The sequence below is a fragment of the Lysinibacillus sp. AR18-8 genome, from assembly GCF_001705465.1.
In the GTDB taxonomy this organism is placed as follows: domain Bacteria; phylum Bacillota; class Bacilli; order Bacillales_A; family Planococcaceae; genus Lysinibacillus; species Lysinibacillus capsici.
In genome coordinates, this window is the sequence record NZ_MDGU01000052.1 from 128561 (window position 1) to 146832 (window position 18272).

15 protein-coding genes are annotated in these 18272 nt (G+C 37.5%); 13 read left to right on the forward strand and 2 right to left on the reverse strand.

Annotated features, from left to right (window positions below; all coding sequences use genetic code 11):
* The first annotated feature begins 137 nt into the window (after positions 1-137).
* The 4 genes from BFM98_RS22385 (at position 138) to BFM98_RS22395 (ending at position 4130) form a co-directional block, all read left to right on the forward strand.
* Complete coding sequence (locus BFM98_RS22385; RefSeq protein ID WP_066038434.1) at positions 138-1001, forward strand: DMT family transporter; 864 nt, start codon at positions 138-140, stop codon at positions 999-1001.
* A gap of 76 nt (positions 1002-1077) precedes the next feature.
* The gene (locus tag BFM98_RS22390; RefSeq protein WP_048393287.1) at positions 1078-1770 is read left to right on the forward strand and encodes a response regulator transcription factor; all 693 of its coding nucleotides are present in this window, start codon (positions 1078-1080) and stop codon (positions 1768-1770) included.
* Complete coding sequence (locus BFM98_RS24090; RefSeq protein ID WP_155483369.1) at positions 1748-1903, forward strand: hypothetical protein; 156 nt, start codon at positions 1748-1750, stop codon at positions 1901-1903. Before BFM98_RS22390 ends, BFM98_RS24090 begins: the two co-directional genes overlap by 23 nt.
* A 16-nt stretch (positions 1904-1919) precedes the next feature.
* Positions 1920-4130 (forward strand): sensor histidine kinase, encoded by a 2211-nt coding sequence (locus BFM98_RS22395; RefSeq protein WP_066038435.1) that lies wholly within the window; start codon positions 1920-1922, stop codon positions 4128-4130.
* A 36-nt stretch (positions 4131-4166) separates the two neighbouring features.
* On the opposite strand, the gene BFM98_RS22400 is transcribed toward BFM98_RS22395, so the two are convergent.
* On the reverse strand, positions 4167-5315 hold the full coding sequence (locus tag BFM98_RS22400; RefSeq protein ID WP_004229727.1) for an acyl-CoA dehydrogenase family protein: 1149 nt from the start codon (positions 5313-5315) through the stop codon (positions 4167-4169).
* A 295-nt stretch (positions 5316-5610) separates the two neighbouring features.
* Between BFM98_RS22400 and BFM98_RS22405 the strand changes: the two genes are divergently transcribed.
* The 4 genes from BFM98_RS22405 to BFM98_RS22420 all read left to right on the forward strand — a co-directional run bounded on the left by BFM98_RS22405 (position 5611) and on the right by BFM98_RS22420 (position 10396).
* Positions 5611-6690: a metallophosphoesterase gene (locus BFM98_RS22405; RefSeq protein WP_066038436.1), complete on the forward strand. Its 1080-nt coding sequence runs from the start codon at positions 5611-5613 to the stop codon at positions 6688-6690.
* Between the two features lie 104 nt (positions 6691-6794).
* Positions 6795-7631, forward strand: coding sequence for an undecaprenyl-diphosphate phosphatase (locus tag BFM98_RS22410; protein WP_175400802.1), 837 nt, complete (start codon positions 6795-6797; stop codon positions 7629-7631).
* A 294-nt stretch (positions 7632-7925) separates the two neighbouring features.
* The gene (locus BFM98_RS22415) at positions 7926-9218 is read left to right on the forward strand and encodes a globin-coupled sensor protein (protein WP_054549076.1); all 1293 of its coding nucleotides are present in this window, start codon (positions 7926-7928) and stop codon (positions 9216-9218) included.
* A 215-nt stretch (positions 9219-9433) separates the two neighbouring features.
* The gene (locus tag BFM98_RS22420; protein ID WP_004229713.1) at positions 9434-10396 is read left to right on the forward strand and encodes a 2-hydroxyacid dehydrogenase; all 963 of its coding nucleotides are present in this window, start codon (positions 9434-9436) and stop codon (positions 10394-10396) included.
* A 38-nt stretch (positions 10397-10434) separates the two neighbouring features.
* On the opposite strand, the gene BFM98_RS22425 is transcribed toward BFM98_RS22420, so the two are convergent.
* Positions 10435-11235, reverse strand: coding sequence for a TIGR00266 family protein (locus tag BFM98_RS22425; RefSeq protein WP_004229711.1), 801 nt, complete (start codon positions 11233-11235; stop codon positions 10435-10437).
* Positions 11236-11635: 400 nt separating this feature from the next.
* Between BFM98_RS22425 and BFM98_RS24095 the strand changes: the two genes are divergently transcribed.
* The 5 genes from BFM98_RS24095 (at position 11636) to BFM98_RS22445 (ending at position 17921) form a co-directional block, all read left to right on the forward strand.
* Entirely contained in the window at positions 11636-11791 is a 156-nt protein-coding gene (locus tag BFM98_RS24095; protein WP_155483370.1) for a hypothetical protein, read from the forward strand.
* A gap of 22 nt (positions 11792-11813) precedes the next feature.
* The gene (locus BFM98_RS22430; RefSeq protein ID WP_004229708.1) at positions 11814-13292 is read left to right on the forward strand and encodes an aldehyde dehydrogenase family protein; all 1479 of its coding nucleotides are present in this window, start codon (positions 11814-11816) and stop codon (positions 13290-13292) included.
* Between the two features lie 26 nt (positions 13293-13318).
* Positions 13319-14491 carry a saccharopine dehydrogenase family protein gene (locus BFM98_RS22435; protein ID WP_048393296.1) on the forward strand — a complete coding sequence of 391 codons (1173 nt, stop codon included), beginning with the start codon at positions 13319-13321 and terminating at the stop codon, positions 14489-14491.
* A gap of 9 nt (positions 14492-14500) precedes the next feature.
* A complete protein-coding gene (locus BFM98_RS22440) occupies positions 14501-15694 on the forward strand; it encodes an acyl-CoA dehydrogenase family protein (protein WP_048393298.1) in 1194 nt (397 codons plus the stop codon).
* A 130-nt stretch (positions 15695-15824) separates the two neighbouring features.
* Positions 15825-17921, forward strand: a complete 2097-nt coding sequence (locus BFM98_RS22445; RefSeq protein WP_066038440.1) for a beta-propeller domain-containing protein — start codon at positions 15825-15827, stop codon at positions 17919-17921.
* Positions 17922-18272 lie beyond the last annotated feature (351 nt).

Below are 18272 nucleotides of genomic sequence, written 5' to 3' on the forward strand. Positions count from 1 at the left end.
TGTTTTTATTATAACGTCCATTCATGAGAAAACATACTATTGGAATTAAAAGAAAAGTAAAAATGATAATTGTTTGATTTTGGATAAATATGTATGATTAGTATGGAGAAAGATGTGAAGCGGGGATGAGCTGAAAAATGTTAAATTCATTGTTTGTATTACTAGCAGCTATTCTATGGGGAATGACAGGTACTGCCCAGACATATTTGGATGAAGGGGTATCTCCAATAGCTGTAGCCACGATTCGTTCTGCAATTGGTGGCAGTTTATTATTAGCTATTACGATTATAATGAGGAAAATTAATTTTTTAAGGTGGTCATGGAAATGGACAATTTTAGCTGCGGCTAGTATTGCGTTTTTCCAAGGTCTTTTCTTCTCATCCATTCGTCTAACAGGTATAGCCATTGGAACTGTTGCTACTATTGGTAGTGCACCAGTGTTTTCTGGTGTATTAGAGTGGCTAGTATGGAAAACACGTCCCACAGCAGTATGGGGACTTGCTACATTGATGGCCATTATCGGATGTCTTTTATTGTTTATGAATAATGGAGAGGAGTCTGTTCACGTTGGCGGATTCACATTAGCGCTTTGTGCAGGTTTGTCCTTTGCATTTTACACAAACATAAGTAAAAAATTAATGGCACAAGAAGAAGCATTACCCGCAGTTGCTATGACATTCTCCATTTGCGCTTTGTTTTTACTGCCGTTTTCTATACAAGATGGATTTTCCTGGTTAGTAGATGTGCACAACTTATGGACAATGTTATTTATGGGGATTATGTGTACAAGCGTAGCGTATTTCCTGTTTTTAAGTGGACTACAAAAAATTAGTTCATCCTCAGCTGTAACACTTTCATTAGCAGAACCATTGACTGCTGCAATTCTTGGTGTGTTTTTAATTGGAGAACACTTAAGTATAGTTTCCTGGCTTGGAGTAGCGATGCTTTTAGGTGGCATTGTTGTTTTAACATTGGGTGGGAGAAAAAAGCTAAAACCTTAAGAAATTCTTCATTTTTATAATAGCTGGTTTTTAAGATTTAAAAGATACACTTATATTTGAGAGCGAGGTGTATATCATGACGAAATTAACAGTTCTTGTTACAGATGACGATCAAGATATTCGTGATGGTATTGAAATCTATTTAAAAAATGAAGGCTATCATGTCATTAAAGCAGCAGATGGCTTAGATGCATTAAAAAAGCTAGAGAACAATGAAGTACATTTAATAATTTTAGATATCATGATGCCAAATATGGATGGAATTACAGCAACCTTTAAAATTAGGGAAGAGCGTAATATTCCGATTATCATGCTGAGTGCAAAGGCGGAGGATGGCGATAAGATTCATGGATTATCGGTTGGAGCAGATGATTATGTAACAAAGCCATTTCATCCATTAGAGCTGTTGGCACGTGTAAAATCTCAGCTGCGCCGTTATGTTCAGCTAGGAACGTATAGTGAGGGAGCTACAAAAGTGGAAATAGACGGACTTATTCTTGATGAAGAGGCAAAAGAGGTTGTACTAGAAGGAGAACCAGTTCGACTAACCCCGATAGAATATAAAATTACAGAACTATTAATGAAAAATGCAGGGCGTGTGTTTTCGATTCGTGAAATTTATGAACGTGTTTGGAATGAGGAAGCTTATAATGCTGAAAATATTGTAGCTGTTCACATTCGGAAAATACGTGAGAAAATTGAAGCTGATCCGAAAAATCCACGCTATCTAAAGGTGGTATGGGGCGTTGGCTATAAAATGGAAAAATAAATTAGAGAAGTATATGACTATTGCTGGATTTATTGCAGGTGTTATTGGGCTTATCTATTTTGGAATTTATGCCTATCAAATCGTCGATTCTCGCTCCTCAGAGGTTTTACAATTGTTAGAAAGAATTTTTTAGAGGAGTGTAAAAAGGGATGATAAAAAAATGGAAATCTCTTCTCGTATTAATGTGTTTAATCTGGACAATTTTCGGAGTCTTTACTTTTTATAATGTGGGCTATCAGTATATTGGTAAATCATATTTTGATTCGGAAAATTTCCAACATGAAATCGATAATTTCACGGGAGAACTAGGACCGTTAGTAATTAATGTACCAAATGCAGAAGAATTGAAAAATAAAATTGAGATTACTCAAACTGAAATAGAAGATCATCGTAATTATTATGGTACATTAGGACAGCAAATCGATAATATTAAGGCACAATACGAACAACGTATTCAGGAAGCTATAGATGCCAATGCAACAGAATTAAAGACAAAGCTAGTGTCTGAACGTGATAATAAAATTAAAGATATTACAGCAAATTTTGAAGATGATGAGCATGTAAGAAAAAAGATTCTTGCTGAAAAGGAAGCCCTCATTGATAAATATATTAAAGCAGCAAAAGGTGAATCCAAAAACTTTGGAAAAAACTATGACTATTGGTCTTATGAGTTGACCAATACAGAAACTGGTAAAACGTACCGTGCAGGTGATGTTACCGAAAGTAGTGCCTATAAAATTAAGTATACTGATCGAAAACCGCTATATGCATGGAATATCAGTGAGAATTTAAGAGATATTTTTTACAATACCGAAACATACGTGAATGTAGATGATCTTTACGAAACAGCTGAATATACAGGTGTAATAGCTATTTCAAAAAAAGCAGCTATGTCAGAAGATGTTATACAGGGAGGGTATCAACAATTTCAACAGTTTCAACGCAATCAATATACTCACTACTTTATTTGGCTCACAAGTATTTTAATGGCCGTCTTTGTATGGAGGGGGCGTAAAGACTTATTACAGATAGTTACGAGTATGAAGGAAAAAGATCTTTTAACAAAGTATAAAATCGATGTACAAATTATTCTTTTGTTAATAACGAGCCTTATGTATTTCATTTCAGCCCAGGTTGTTTTTGAATCTATTGAATATAATTCTGTTTATAATTATAATTATGTCCGTTTTATACTCGATATTGGCTTTAAAATAGTTGTTTTAATGGTAATTGGTAGTGCTTTCTTCGTGCAATTAATTTGGTTGTATACAAGAGTAAATACTTTGAAAAAGCTAGAGGAAAATGTGAAATCGAGCTATTTATGGTCACTTGGGGATTCGTTGACTGACTTATTTATTAATCGTTCGATCGCATTACATTCAATTGTAATGCTAGCCGCAGCCTTCTTTGGAGGTGGTAGCCTTGTTGCTACCATGATAGGAGGCGGAGCTTTTCCGGTCCTTGTACTTGGCATTTGTATGTTTATAGGATTTCCTGCTATGATTGTTTTCCTATCAAGAATGGGTTATTTAAACCGTATTATGAAAGATACGAAGGATATGGCTGAAGGACGTTTAAATCGTGATGTAAAGGTAAAAGGTAAATCTCCGCTTTCAGGTCATGCAGAAAACCTCAATCATTTACGAGAAGGTGTGCGTACGTCCATGCATGAGCAGGCGAAAAGTGAGCGGTTAAAAACAGAGCTGATTACAAATGTGAGTCATGATTTACGTACTCCTTTAACCTCTATAATTACGTATACCGATTTACTGAAGAAGCCAAATATTACAGAGGAAGAACGGAAACAATACATTCATATACTAGATAAAAAGTCTGAACGTTTAAAAGTGCTGATTGAAGACCTTTTTGAAGTATCGAAAATGGCTAGTGGTAATATTGAACTTCACCGCAGTCGAGTAGATTTAACACAGCTTATCCAACAAGCTGTAGGGGAGCATAAAGAGGATTTAACACAGTCACAACTAGATTTACGAATGACCATGCCTCATGATCCAATCTTTGCATATGTGGATGGTCAAAAATGGTGGAGACTTATTGATAATTTAATTGTCAATGTTTTGAAGTATGCGCTAGAGGGAACGCGTGTTTATGTGACATTTAAGCGTACGGCAGATGGCGATGCTGAATTTACGGTGAAAAATGTAGCAAAGTATGAAATTAGTGAAGATGCTGAGGAATTATTTGAACGCTTTAAACGTGCAGATGCCTCACGTCATACAGAGGGCTCAGGGCTTGGATTAGCCATTGCACAATCCATTGTCGATTTACATGGAGCAAGAATGAGCATTGATGTAGATGGTGATTTATTTAAAGTAATCGTTCGAATTCCAGCAGTTTAATGGTAAAAAGGCGGCAAACTTCTGCCGCCTTTTTTATTATAGGCCTAAATTTTTGGCGATAATAACCTTCATGACTTCATTAGTACCAGCATAGATCGACATAACAGGTATATCTCTATATCTTCTAGCAATCTTATATTCCTCCATATAGCCATAGCCACCATGCAATTGCATACATTGCGTAGCAAGGTCACGTGCATTTTCGGTAATCCAGTATTTTGCCATAGAAACTTTTGTCACAACATCATTGCCTGCAATATGCTCTTCAATCAATGATTCCAAAAAGGATTTACCAAGCTCGATTTTAGTAGCCATTTCAGCTATTTTAAATTGTGTATTTTGGAAGTCACCAATTGTTTTGCCAAAAGCCTGACGTGATTTCACATAGTCTAGCGTTAGTGTAAGCATATCCTCAGCGGCTGTTTGTGCGGCAATCGCTACTGCTAATCGCTCTTGCTGCAGTTTTTCCATCATATAATGAAAGCCCTTGCCTTCTTCGCCAAGTAGGTTTTGAACAGGCACTCGACAATCTTCAAAATAGAGTTCAGCTGTATCTTGGGCATGCATACCAACTTTTTCGAGCTGTCTTCCTTTTGTAAAGCCAGGTGTGCCCTCTTCAATAACAAGTAGGCTAATACCACGATGTTTTTTCTCAGCCTGAGGATTTGTTTTTACTGCAACAACCGCTAAGTTTGTATGGATGCCATTTGTTATAAAGGTTTTTTGACCATTTACAATATAATGGTCCCCATCGCGAATGGCTGACGTTTTGATATTAGCCAAGTCTGAACCTGTACCTGGCTCCGTCATTGCAATAGCTGTTATATAGTCGCCTGTAACACATTTTGGAAGCCAACGAGATTTTTGTTCGTGTGTCCCATATGCTTCGATATATGGAACAACAATATCATTATGCAGGCCAACCCCGATAAGACTTGAGCCTATACGTTCAAGTTCTTCTTGTATGATGACGCCAAAGCTGAAATCCAAGCCCAGCCCGCCATATTGTTCTTCTACTTGTGGACAAAGATAGCCCATATCGCCAAGCTTACGCCAAAAAGAAAGCGGAATAAGATGATCTTTTTCCCACTGGGCATAATGCGGTTCAGCTTCTTCAGCTAAAAACTTACGAAAGGTTTTGCGAAATAATTCATGCTCTGTTGTTTCAAATTTATAACGTGTCATTTGAAATAGCACCCCTTTTTCTTCGTAAATACGCGAATTTGCTCGTTCACCTACTATGTTACTGGAAGAAATGAGAAAATAAAAGTAGCGTTTAGTATGTAAATGACGAAAATGTCATCTATATACAGTGAAATGTCATGTAAAACGAGAGTAACGAATGAAATGAAAAGGTAAACTTAAATTTGGACAAGTTCCTACTTTCTTTAGAAGATTATTCAAGTGCTTTAAGCAATATGATTGATAAGTATAATGGTATAATCAATTAAATTATAGAAAGAAAGTAGAGGACTTGGTTATGCCAAAAGTAATCGGCGCTGTTCTTTTAATTAGTATTTATAGTGCTTTGACTTTCTATTTAGGGTGGGGAGTAAAGCAGTGGCTTGTAGCAATGGGGTGGTTTCGTTTTCCAGTATTATTTTGGATCGTGCTGTATATGGTTGCTTTTAGTATTATAATCGGAAGATTACACGAGTCATTACGTGTGTTTTCTGTAATCAGTAATTATTGGATGTTTATCTTTGAATATGGCTTATTGCTATGTTTAGTTGCACAATTCATTATTTGGCTTACACCTTTTAAAAACGTGCAAATAATAGGTAGTATAGCAGTAGCTATCCTATTCTTGTTAAGTATCATTGGCTCCTATTTAGCCTACTCTCCAGTTGTTCGTCATTTAGAAATAACTGTTGATAAACAAGATAGTGACTTAAACACACTAAGAGCTGTTGTAGCATCTGATTTTCACTTAGGTGTTTTATCACATAAACGACATTTACAACGTTTTGTCAGCTTAGCTAATGAAGCACAACCAGATATTGTGTTGTTAGCTGGGGATATTGTGGACGATGACCCTAAATGGTTTGTTCAAGAGGGTATGGCAGATGTCATGAAACAATTAACATCTACATATGGAACATATGGTATATTAGGTAACCATGAATATTATGGCAAAAAAATTCCTGAATTTATTAAGGAAATGGAAAATGCCAATGTGAAAATGCTCCTAGATGAAACAATTCTTATAGAAGATGCGTTTATATTAACAGGGCAAGAGGACAGAACGAATAAAGAAAGAAAACCACTTGAGGTGCTAAAGCCTTCTGCTAATTTACCATGGCTTGTAATGAATCATACACCTGACGATTTAAACACGCCTTCCCAAATGGGCGTTGATTTACATATGTCTGGTCATACACACAAGGGACAGCTGTGGCCGAATCAGTATATAACAGCTCGTGTATTTGAACTGGATTATGGTTATAAGTTGAAGGAACAGATGCATACACTTGTTTCATCAGGCTATGGCTTCTGGGGCCCACCGATGCGAATTGGCAGTAGATCAGAGCTTTGGGTAGTAGATATAACATTTAAATAGTATGTGATAATCTAACAATCGGCTTCTTAGGTGAAAAGGCAGTAGTATATAAAAACGTAGTATTTTATAATAAGTGGGTATTTGATTAAAAAAGGTAAGGTGACATGGTGGAAATTATAGAGTTATTAAAAGCATTAATATTAGGCTTTGTCGAGGGTATGACAGAATTTGCACCAGTATCTTCTACGGGACATATGATTATCGTGGATGATATGTGGTTAAAGACTGAGGAGTTTTTAGGGAAATATCCTGCCAACACATTTAAAATTGTTGTACAACTTGGTTCCATATTAGCGGTTATCGTAGTTATGTGGAAACGTATGCTAAGCTTAGTTGGTTTATATAAAATTGAAGGTCAAGCTAAGTCCATAAATGGCCGCTTTAACTTATTGCATGTTATTGTTGGTATGCTACCAGCAGTTGTCTTAGGTTTTGCATTCAAGGATTTTATTGACGACCATCTTTTTAAAGTAGAGCATGTTGTTTATGCACTAGTGGCAGGAGCAATTCTGATGATTGCTGCAGATAAGTTGGCACCGAGAAAACCAAAAGTTGATTCTTTAGATAAGATTTCTTATGGTTTAGCATTTAAGGTAGGACTTGTACAATGCCTATCACTATGGCCAGGTTTTTCTCGTTCAGGTGCAACGATTTCGGGTGGGGTACTATTTGGTATGAGTCACCGTGTTGCAGCCGATTTTACATTCATTATGGCTGTGCCAATCATGGCAGGAGCTAGCCTCGTATCCGTTTTGAAAAACTGGGATACTTTATCAATGGACTATTTTGGCTTTTATGCTGTAGGATTCATTAGTTCGTTCGTCTTTGCATTATTGTCCATTAAGTTTTTCTTAGCGCTTATTTCAAAGGTAAAATTAATGCCTTTTGCCATTTATCGTTTAGTTTTAGCAGCAGTTCTTTGCGTTATCATTTTCATGTAAACAATAAGTCACGCTTCTTCTTCAAGAAGCAGTGGCTTTTTTTGCGTTAAGATTATTGAATCATATATCCATTTTTTCAATAAATTGATAGAAAATGAGTATAAAGAATCATGTTAAAGCATAAATTAATAGCGAATTATAATAATATTAGACAACATTTACCTACATATTGTTCATTTAGATGTTTTGAGATTATAATTGATACATAAAGTGTCTAATTATTTGTTGTTTTTTTATAAAAAGTAGGAATATAGACTTATTAAGATATATGATTAAATATATGAGGTGGAGAAAATGTTTCAACTTATCAATAGATCTAAGAAAAATACAATTGAAATAAGCAATGAAACAACAATCGGTATTTTTATAGAAGATCCAGACCGTTTACTACAATTAAATCTTGTAGGGTTAAGTGTGCATGATCTTCAGCTGATTAATAGTTTAAAACCATATGTAGAAAGAAATGTAGTAGAAGTGGTAGCGGCATTTTATCATGCAATAGAAAGTGTTCCTGCCTTACAAAAGGTTATTCAATCACATAGCTCCAGCGAACGTTTACGACAGACATTACGTCACCATATTATTGAAATGTTTGAGGGGAGAATAGATGAAGCCTTTTTAGAAAAGCGAAGACGTGTGGCCAAAATGCATGTAAAGATTAATTTATATCCGAAGTGGTATTTAGCTGCTTTTCAAATACTTGAGAAATCACTTCGCAAAATAGTCTATGAACTACGATTACCAAAGGGCGAAGAAGAGAAGTTTTGTGATGCTATCAGTAAAATATGTAATTTTGAACAACAAATCGTTTTAGAAGAATACGATAGCTATGCAAGTATACTAATTGAAACACAACGCAATAATGTTAGGGACCATGTAAAGGATGTTATCGGCGGAGTTTCTACACAATTAGAGGTTCAATCACAAACTACAACTGAAACAGTAACAGAACTTGTATATAGCGCAAAGCGTGTCAACGCTTCTTTGAAGGAAAGTATGTATGAAGCAGAATCAATGCAAAAAGTGTCTAATGAAGGCTATACTAAAATAATATCTATTAATGAACAAACAGGGAAGATTCATCATAAGACCGTTGAAATGGCAAATATGGTGGAGCAATTAGATGCATCCTCTTCGAAAATAAATGCCGTTGTAGAAATTGTGAAAAGTATTTCTGGGCAAACAAATTTACTTGCGTTAAACTCTGCAATTGAGGCGGCACGTGCCGGTGAGCATGGTAAAGGCTTTGCAGTTGTTGCAAACGAAGTACGCAAGCTTGCGGATCAAACAAAAAGCTCTGTTGAACAGATTGCTGAGTTAATCATGACGTCAAATGGTATCACAACACAAGTTGTACAAGCAATTCAGAACATACAGGAGCTTGTAAATAGTAGTATCGAACGTAATGCTGAATCTCTAAAAGCTTTTGATGCGATTTCGGGTTCTGTAGAAGTTTCGATCTCAAATTTCCAAAAAGTCGATAATCAAGTATCTGAATTAGCTACTATAATTGAATCGATTGGTGAATCTTCGGAAGAATTAGCGAGGGTGGCTAATCGCTTAAATACAACAATAAGAGAGTTTTAAAAGAAATATAGCTATGCATACTATCTATGCATAGTTTTTTAGTATGTGAATTAGGATAAAAGGTCTTATTTTATGGATAAATCAACTAAGAGGCTGATGAATTAGCTAATAGCAAATTTTATAGAAAGAGGAAGATTACAAAACCCTAGAAAATGCTTGTTTTAAGTGTTACGCTATAGGCGAATTAGGGAATTGAGTAGAGGGGTGTTTGGAGCATGAAAAAGAAATTATTTATAACACGTAAGTTTCCTACACATATTGTTGAACTGCTACAGGAGTTTTATGAAATCTCACAATGGGATGAGGAAGAAATTGTGATTCCACGTGAAAAATTGCTCGCAGCTGTCGCTGACTGTGAGGTACTGTGGGTAACGATAGCTGACCAAGTAGATGAAGAATTACTTTCGCATGCACCCAACTTAAAATTAGTGACGAATTTAGCAGTTGGATATAATAATATCGATGTGAAGGCTTTAAAAAAACGAGGCATTATGGCGACAAATACGCCTGGAGTTTTAACTAATACAACTGCGGATTTAGTATTTGGCTTACTGCTTGCAACTGCTCGTAGAATTCCAGAAAGTGAAAGATATTTACGTGAGGGCAAATGGAAAAGCTGGTATCCAATGCAACTGGTTGGCAAGGATGTTTCAGGAGCCACAATTGGCATTATTGGCATGGGGAGAATTGGCCAAGCTGTTGCTAGAAGAGCAAAAGGGTTTGATATGAAAATCTTGTATAATAATCGCAGACGTCGTCATGAAGCAGAAGAAATGTATGGCTTCCAGTATGTTTCGCTGGAGGATCTATTAAAGCAATCTGATTTTGTTGTGATTATGACACCTTATAATAGTGATACGGAAGGACTCATTGGTGCAAAGGAACTTGCTTTGATGAAAGAAGATGCGGTATTAATTAATGCCTCACGTGGTGGAATTATTGATGAGGATGCGCTATACGATGTTCTTAAAAATGGGAAGCTTTGGGCTGCAGGACTAGATGTGTTTGAACAAGAGCCGATTGCGATGGATCATCCCTTATTAACACTTCCAAATGTAGTAGCTCTGCCACATATCGGTAGCGCGTCATTAGAAACGAGAACGGCTATGCTAATGTTAAATGTAAAAGCTTTGACTGCTTATGGACAAGGCAAGGCAATATCCAATCGAATTGATTAAAAAGAGGAGCATATCGGTGAAAGATATGCTCCATTTTTTTATCTATTGAATAAATCGAATAAGCCGCCGATACCGCCTTCACCTTTAGATTGACCGCCTCCACCTTGCGAAATAGGTGCAGCTGCAAAGACACGACTGGCTAAACGGCTAAATGGTAATGATTGTACCCACACTGTTCCAGGACCACGTAATGTAGCAAAGAAGATTCCTTCGCCTCCAAACAGGGCTGTTTTTACGCCTCCAACCATTTCAATATCGTAATCCACATTGGATGTCATTGCTACAAGACATCCTGTATCCACACGTAAAACTTCACCCGGTTGTAATGTTTTTTCATGAATGGCTCCTCCTGCATGAACAAATGCCATGCCGTCACCTTCTAGCTTTTGCATAATGAAGCCTTCACCACCGAAGAAGCCTACTCCAATTTTTTTCTGAAATTCAACGCCAACAGAGACCCCTTTAGCAGCAGCTAAGAATGCATCTTTTTGACAGATAATTTTACCGTTTAATTGGCTTAAATCCATCGGAATAATCTTCCCTGGGTATGGTGATGCGAAATAAACATGCTTCTTACCTGAGCCAACGTTTGTGAATGTTGTCATGAATAAACTCTCACCTGTTATTAGGCGTTTTCCGGCACCTAATAATTTACCCATTAGACCACTTTGTGAGCCACCTCGTGAGCCGTCACCAAAAATAGTTTCCATATGGATCGAATCATCCATCATCATTAACGCTCCTGCTTCTGCAACAACTGTTTCCTGAGGGTCAAGCTCAACTTGCACATATTGCATGTCGTCACCAAATAACTTGTAGTCAATTTCATGATTATTCATAAAGGGATTCCTCCAAAAAAAATTTAATGATATTGTATACGATTATAAGTTACATTGGTTTCAATAGAAAATTAAATATTTTAGAAAAAAAGGGAATTAGTTAGAAAATGTCGAATATAAAAAACTAGAATGTGTATTATTTATTTTCATTTAACTAAGGGTATTGTGAATATACATAACCTTAAGAGGCTTCTAAATTTAGAAGTCATCCTCTATATTGAGGTAAGGAAGTTAAGTGGAAATAAAGCCTCTGGCAGTTGTCACCGATTATTATTGAAATGCTAGTATTACAAGGTGTGGTGTATATTGAAAATTCGGAATTTTGACATATTTTATCTCCGCTCACTCCAAGATTCTTAATGAGACATTTTTTCTTTTGGTGGGGAGCAACTATTGATGTATGGAGATAAAGCCACTGGTAGCTGTCACGAATAGTGAAACGTGTAAGCACATTCCACTGCTCGGACGCAATTATTCCAAGGCGAAATGGATTCTGGTTAAATTCATAGACTTATACCTATGGAATACGACTGGTACAACAGCTGAGGCATCATAGAGTATTTCAGGGGGTGTATGTAGTGGAGATTAAAAACTATATCGGTGGTAAATGGATCACACATTCACATTTACAAAGTATAGCAGTGACGAACCCTGCAAACGGTGAGCAGCTTGCTACCATTCCACGCTCTACTTCGAATGAGGTAGGCGAGGCTGTAGCTGTTGCTAAACAAGCACAAAAGAGCTGGGCACTTATACCAGCACCAAAACGTGCAGATTATTTATATGCCATCGGTCAAAAAATGAAAGAGAAAAAAGAACATTTGGCGACCGTTTTAACAAAAGAAATGGGCAAGGTCATTGAAGAGGCTAGAGGAGAAGTCCAAGAAGGAATTGATATGGCATACTATATGGCTGGTGAAGGACGTAGATTGTTTGGTGAAACAACACCGTCTGAGCTTGCCAATAAATTTGCTATGAGTGTAAGGGCACCTATAGGCGTTGTAGCACTCATTACACCTTGGAATTTCCCTGTTGCTATCGCCACATGGAAGTCATTTCCTGCCATTGTTGCAGGGAATACATTCATTTGGAAACCGTCTAATGAGACTCCAATGATGGCCTATGAAATGGGTAAAATCTTTGAGGAAGTAGGCTTACCAGATGGTGTCGCTAATATCGTATTTGGTACAGGACCTACAGTAGGCACAGCATTAATTGAACATCCTGACGTCAAGGTTATTTCTTTTACAGGTTCTACAACAACGGGCAGTAAAGTAGCTGAGCTTGGCGGGAAGCATTTGAAAAAGGTTTCTTTAGAGATGGGTGGCAAAAATGCTGTTATTGTCATGAATGATGCTGATTTACAGCTAGCCACAGAAGGGATTTTATGGAGCGCATTTGGTACTGCTGGGCAAAGGTGTACAGCATGTAGTCGAGTCATTGTGCATAAAGATGTAAAAGAACAATTAGAGAAACGTCTCTTAGATGAAATGCAAAAGCTCACAATTGGGGATGGTCTAGATGAGGGAGTAAAAATCGGGCCAGTGATTAATAAAGCAGCATTGGAAAAAATTAATCACTATGTACAAATAGGTAAACAAGAGGGTGCTACATTATTAGCAGGTGGCAGGATACTAAATGAACCACCTTATGATAAAGGGTTCTATTATGAGCCAACATTGTTTACAAATGTGAAGCCTGACATGATTATTGCTCAAGAAGAAATCTTTGGTCCAGTCGTATCTCTAATTGAAGTGGCAAGTTTGGAAGAAGCAATTGAAGTAAATAATGGTGTGAAATTTGGCTTATCTAGCTCAATATTCTCCCAAGATGTCAATACAATTTTCCGCGCACAACGTGATTTAGATACAGGTATTGTTTATGTAAATGCTGGCACAACAGGTGCTGAAATCCATTTGCCATTCGGAGGTACTAAAGGGACAGGAAATGGACACCGTGATTCAGGTGTAGCAGCCCTAGATGTATACACAGAGTGGAAGAGTATTTATGTAGACTACAGCGGTAAATTACAAAGAGCACAAATCGATACAGAGTAACAGATCAACGAAAGGGGATGTTCTTGATGAAAGTTGTTGTATTAGGTGCAGGTTTAATGGGGAAAGAGGTAGCTCGTGATTTAATAAAAAACGATAAAGTGGAGCGTGTGTATTTAGGTGATATCGATGTAAAAGTTGCACAGGACTTTGTAGATACGCTAGATACAAATAAGGTAGAAGTGGTAGAGCTACACGCAGAACGTGACGATTCATTAATGAGTGTTATTTCGAAGGGGGATGTTGCCGTCAATGCATTGTTTTATTCGTTCAATGAACGAGTAGCAAGAGCAGCTATTGAGGCAGGCGTCCATTCCGTTGATTTAGGTGGTCATATCGGTGGCGTTACAGAGAAGATATTAGATTTACATGAGGAAGCAAAGGCAAAAGGTGTTACAATCATTCCTGACCTAGGTGTTGCTCCCGGCATGATCAATATTCTAGCGGGCTATGGTGCTTCAAAATTAGACGAAGTAGAATCTATTAAACTATTTGTTGGTGGTATTCCAACTGAGCCAAAGCCTCCGCTTCATTATACACGCGTATTTTCTTTAGATGGCGTTTTCGATCATTATACTGAGCCTTCAAAAACGATTCAGAAGGGCAAGCTTGAAGAAGTTCCATCCCTATCAGGCGTTGAACCTATTTATTTTGATGATTTCGGTGTGCTTGAGGCATTTTATACATCTGGTGGTATCTCCACATTGTATAAGACATTCCCGAATGTCCGCACATTAGAATATAAAACCATCCGTTATAAAGGCCATGCTGAGAAATTTAAACTTTTAGCAGACTTAGGCTTCCTTGATTCTGCGAATAAGGTAGAAGTGGATAATCAAGAAGTGCCTGTTCGTGCAGTCGTACGAGAGGCACTCAAAAAGAAGCTTGAATTGGGCTCAAAACCTGATGCTGTATTGTTACGTGTTATTGTAGCAGGTGAAAAGGCCCAACAGCAGGTGACATATGAATATGAAATGGTTGTACGTAAAGATATGACAATTAATGAAACAGCGATGGCCCGTGCTACGGCAAATACGATTTCAGTTGTTGCTCAGATGATTGGTGCCGGTGCTATTACAGAGCATGGTGTATTCCCGCCTGAAGCAATCGTGCCAGGTGATACGTATATTGAAGAGATGGCTAAACGAGGTGTGGTCATTAAAGAGACATCACATAAGTCTGCTATGATTGTGAAATGGTAGGTGCTGACCATGAACTTTGAAATGTCCACTGAGCAGGAAATGCTAAGGAAAACAGTAAGACAGTTTGTTGATGAAGAAATCATTCCCTATATTGCTAAATGGGATGCTGAAGGTGGCTTTGATGCTAAAATTTGGTCCAGACTTGCTGAGCTTGGCTTAATGGGTGTTTGTGTTCCTGAACAATACGGAGGTAGTGGCATGGATTATAATGCACTTGCTATCGTATGTGAGGAGCTTGAACGGGGAGATACGGCATTTCGCACAGCCGTATCTGTTCATACAGGTTTAAATAGCATGACCTTAATGCAGTGGGGGACTGAAGAGCAAAAGCAGCGATACCTTGTTCCGCAAGCTAAAGGTGTACGGATTGGAGCTTTTGGTCTCACAGAACCAGGGGCTGGGTCTGATGTAGCTGCCATGTCAACAACTGCCGTCCGTGATGGAGATCATTATATCCTCAATGGGCAAAAAACGTGGATCTCCTTATGTGATATTGCAGACCACTTTATCGTATTTGCCTATACAGACAAATCAAAAAAACATCATGGAATTAGTGCGTTTATTGTAGAACGTTCCATGGCTGGCTTTACATCTAAAGCGATAAAAGGAAAATATGGTATTCGTGCTGGTAATACAGGTGAGCTCTTTTTTGAAGATTTACGTGTGCCAATTGAAAACCGACTTGGTGAAGAGGGCGAGGGTTTCAAAATTGCCATGTCTGCGCTAGATAATGGTCGATTTACAGTAGCAGCAGGTGCTGTTGGTTTGATCCAAGCTTGCATAGAGGCTAGTGTGAAATACTGTCATGAACGAGAGACATTTGGTAAACCTATTGGTGAGCATCAGCTTGTCGGACGAATGATTGCTAATATGGAAGCAGGCTATCAAATGAGTCGTCTCCTTGTCTATCGTGTTGGAGAATTGAAAAATAAAGGTGTTCGAAATACTCGAGAGACATCATTGGCAAAATGGCAGTCTTGTGATTTTGCGAATAAGGCTGCGGATGATGCGGTCCAGATTCATGGAGCCTATGGCTATTCAGACGAGTATCCAGTTGCCCGTTATTTAAGAAACTCCAAAGCACCAGTCATTTATGAAGGGACTCGCGAAATTCATACTATTATGCAGGCAGATTATGTATTGGGAAGACGACAAGATAAGCCATTAAAAAATATGTTGCCTAAATGGCCATTTGAAGAATAGACGAGAGGGAAGTGTTTCCCTCTCGTTTTTTATTGTGCCTCAACTTACTTAGAAAATTTCAGAAAAATGTAACTTTCCTCTTTTTTACTAGTCTAATTAATAAACAAGTATATGAAGGAGAGGAAAAATGATGAAAAGTAAATGGTTCGCAATTATGCTGATTATCGTTCTAGCTATCGTGCCTGGAATTTTTACATTGATAGTGAATACAGATGTGACGGCAAAGGCGGCTAGCGCAAGTATGGCAACACAAAACTGGCAAGCATCTTTTTCAGTTGCTTTAAAGAAAAACAAAATAACTGAGGAATATGTCTATATCACTACGGAAAAAGGAAGCAAAGTACCTGCAACAATTGAATTGTTGGAAGATCAAAAAACGATAGTGGTGAAAAAGTTAGCACCAGGTAATTATCAATTGCATGTAAAAAAGGAGGCCTTTGCACAAGGCGGACTGAATGTAGCTTCACAGACAATTCCATTTACAATTATCGAGACATTAACAGCCGTTAAATCGGAGAAAGAGTTACAGCAGTATTTTAAAAAGTTGTTAACAACTCAAAGAGTAGAAATTAGAGAAGAAGAGAGCTTACAAAGTACAGCAAGTGAAGATAAAGCAACAGCTAATAATGAGTCTACAACTAATAATCAAGTAGAGGGGGTAGAAGAGGGAGACATTGTAGTGGTAAAAGATGGCTTTATTTACACTGCAAAAGATCAGAGCATTACAGTGGTGAATGCTAAAGATCCTAAGAATTTAAAGATGGCTACAAGTATCAAATTAAAACATTCCCAATATATTTCTAAGCTTGCCCTATATGACAATCTATTAATTGCCATCGGGGATCAATATATTGAAAAAGCAGGCACAGCTATGGTAACAGCCTCAATTTATGATATTTCAAATCCAAGTAATCCAAAGCATGTACGTGATGTTGGGCAAGAAGGCTTCTTGCAGGATATTCGCATAACGAATGACACATTATATTTAATCGGTAATATGTATCCAAATTACTGGATGCTACAAGAAGACAATAAAACCGATTTAAAGCCTAAAACATTTGATAGTATGGCAGGAACAGAGTACCAAAGTCTGCCTTTGGAAAAAATCTCAATCTTACCAAATACGATGGATGGTACCTATAGTTTAATTACAGCTGTCGATTTAAAAAATGGAGCTAAGACAACTGCCAATACGAAAGGGTACTTAGGTGGAAGTAGTGGTCTTTATATGTCAGAGAAAGCCCTGTATTTAACGACACCAATGTATGAAAGTAGTATTGATGTTTCATCAGAAAAGCGCGTCATGGATATGATTTGGTTACCGAGGTCAGCCGACACTCAAATTTTCAAGTGGAATGTAGATGGAACGACTTTGAACTTTGTCGGAAGTACGGAAGTAAAGGGAACTGTGTTAAATCAGTATTCAATGGATGAATATAAGGGGAACTTCCGGATCTTTACAACAGAAGGTAATACGTGGAATGAGAAAAGTACTTCCTATAACCATCTCTTTATTTTGGATGAACATTTAAAACCGCTTGGTGCAGTAAAAGATATGGCGCCTGGAGAAAAGATATATTCAGCTAGATTTATGGGAGAAAAAGCATATGTGGTGACATTTAAACAAGTGGATCCACTATTTGTCATTGATGTAGCGAATCCGAAAAAGCCTGCTGTACTAGGGGAATTGAAGATTCCTGGCTTCAGTAATTACCTACATCCATTAGATGATACGCATTTAATTGGTATTGGTTATGATACGGAGCAACGCTATGATTCGTATACGAAACGTAATTTTACTGTGACAACCAATATGAAGATGTCCCTATTCGATGTATCAGACTTCCGAAATCCGAAAGAACAATCAACCGTAAAAATTGGTGGGAAAGGTTCTTCCTCTGAAGTGCAATACAATCCTAAAGCGCTATTCCGCAATAAGGAATACAACTATTTTGGCTTCCCTGTAGTACTGTATGAGGCAGGTAAGGGAGACGAAGTTGTCTATCAAGGTCAAGGTGCTCAAATTTATGAAATTACTGCAGAGAAAGGGATAGTATTGAAAGGAAATATAATCAATCGTAATAATAATGAGTCCTATGAAAATGGGGAGCAAGTTGTACAACGTGTTGTCTATATAGATGATACGCTGTATACAATAGCGCGTAACGAGATAAAAAGCTATCAGTTAAATGACTTCAAGCCTTTAGATACATTAACAATAAAATAATAAGAAAAACAAAACAGTCAATTGAAAGGTATCAAGTAGCCTTTACTCCAATCCTGTATCTTTAGCAACGGTTTTCAAATATAGTGAAGGTGTTCATTATTCTTTATGAAGAGGTGTTGTCACCCATCATCCTCTGATAATGGGCTATTTGATCACTATGCTACTATGAAAAAGTAAAGACAATTTGCAGAATGGTTGATTGGAGTGGAGCCAGCGTCACTCCTAGGGGATTTAGTGATCTGACCCCAAAAATATTGGACTTAAAAAATCTAATATAGGGGGTGCAGTTAGTGATTTCTGATGAACAAAAGTTAGCCGCAGTTCTAGCTTACATTGAAGAAAAGGAAAGTA

Coding starts and splice junctions, on each gene's coding strand:
- BFM98_RS22385 (WP_066038434.1), top strand. CDS start 138: ATGTTAAATTCATTGTTTGTATTACTAGCAGCTATTCTATGGGGAATG.
- BFM98_RS22390 (WP_048393287.1), top strand. CDS start 1,078: ATGACGAAATTAACAGTTCTTGTTACAGATGACGATCAAGATATTCGT.
- BFM98_RS22395 (WP_066038435.1), top strand. CDS start 1,920: ATGATAAAAAAATGGAAATCTCTTCTCGTATTAATGTGTTTAATCTGG.
- BFM98_RS22400 (WP_004229727.1), bottom strand. CDS start 5,315: ATGACACGTTATAAATTTGAAACAACAGAGCATGAATTATTTCGCAAA.
- BFM98_RS22405 (WP_066038436.1), top strand. CDS start 5,611: ATGCCAAAAGTAATCGGCGCTGTTCTTTTAATTAGTATTTATAGTGCT.
- BFM98_RS22410 (WP_175400802.1), top strand. CDS start 6,795: ATGGTGGAAATTATAGAGTTATTAAAAGCATTAATATTAGGCTTTGTC.
- BFM98_RS22415 (WP_054549076.1), top strand. CDS start 7,926: ATGTTTCAACTTATCAATAGATCTAAGAAAAATACAATTGAAATAAGC.
- BFM98_RS22420 (WP_004229713.1), top strand. CDS start 9,434: ATGAAAAAGAAATTATTTATAACACGTAAGTTTCCTACACATATTGTT.
- BFM98_RS22425 (WP_004229711.1), bottom strand. CDS start 11,235: ATGAATAATCATGAAATTGACTACAAGTTATTTGGTGACGACATGCAA.
- BFM98_RS24095 (WP_155483370.1), top strand. CDS start 11,636: ATGGAGATAAAGCCACTGGTAGCTGTCACGAATAGTGAAACGTGTAAG.
- BFM98_RS22435 (WP_048393296.1), top strand. CDS start 13,319: ATGAAAGTTGTTGTATTAGGTGCAGGTTTAATGGGGAAAGAGGTAGCT.
- BFM98_RS22440 (WP_048393298.1), top strand. CDS start 14,501: ATGAACTTTGAAATGTCCACTGAGCAGGAAATGCTAAGGAAAACAGTA.
- BFM98_RS22445 (WP_066038440.1), top strand. CDS start 15,825: ATGAAAAGTAAATGGTTCGCAATTATGCTGATTATCGTTCTAGCTATC.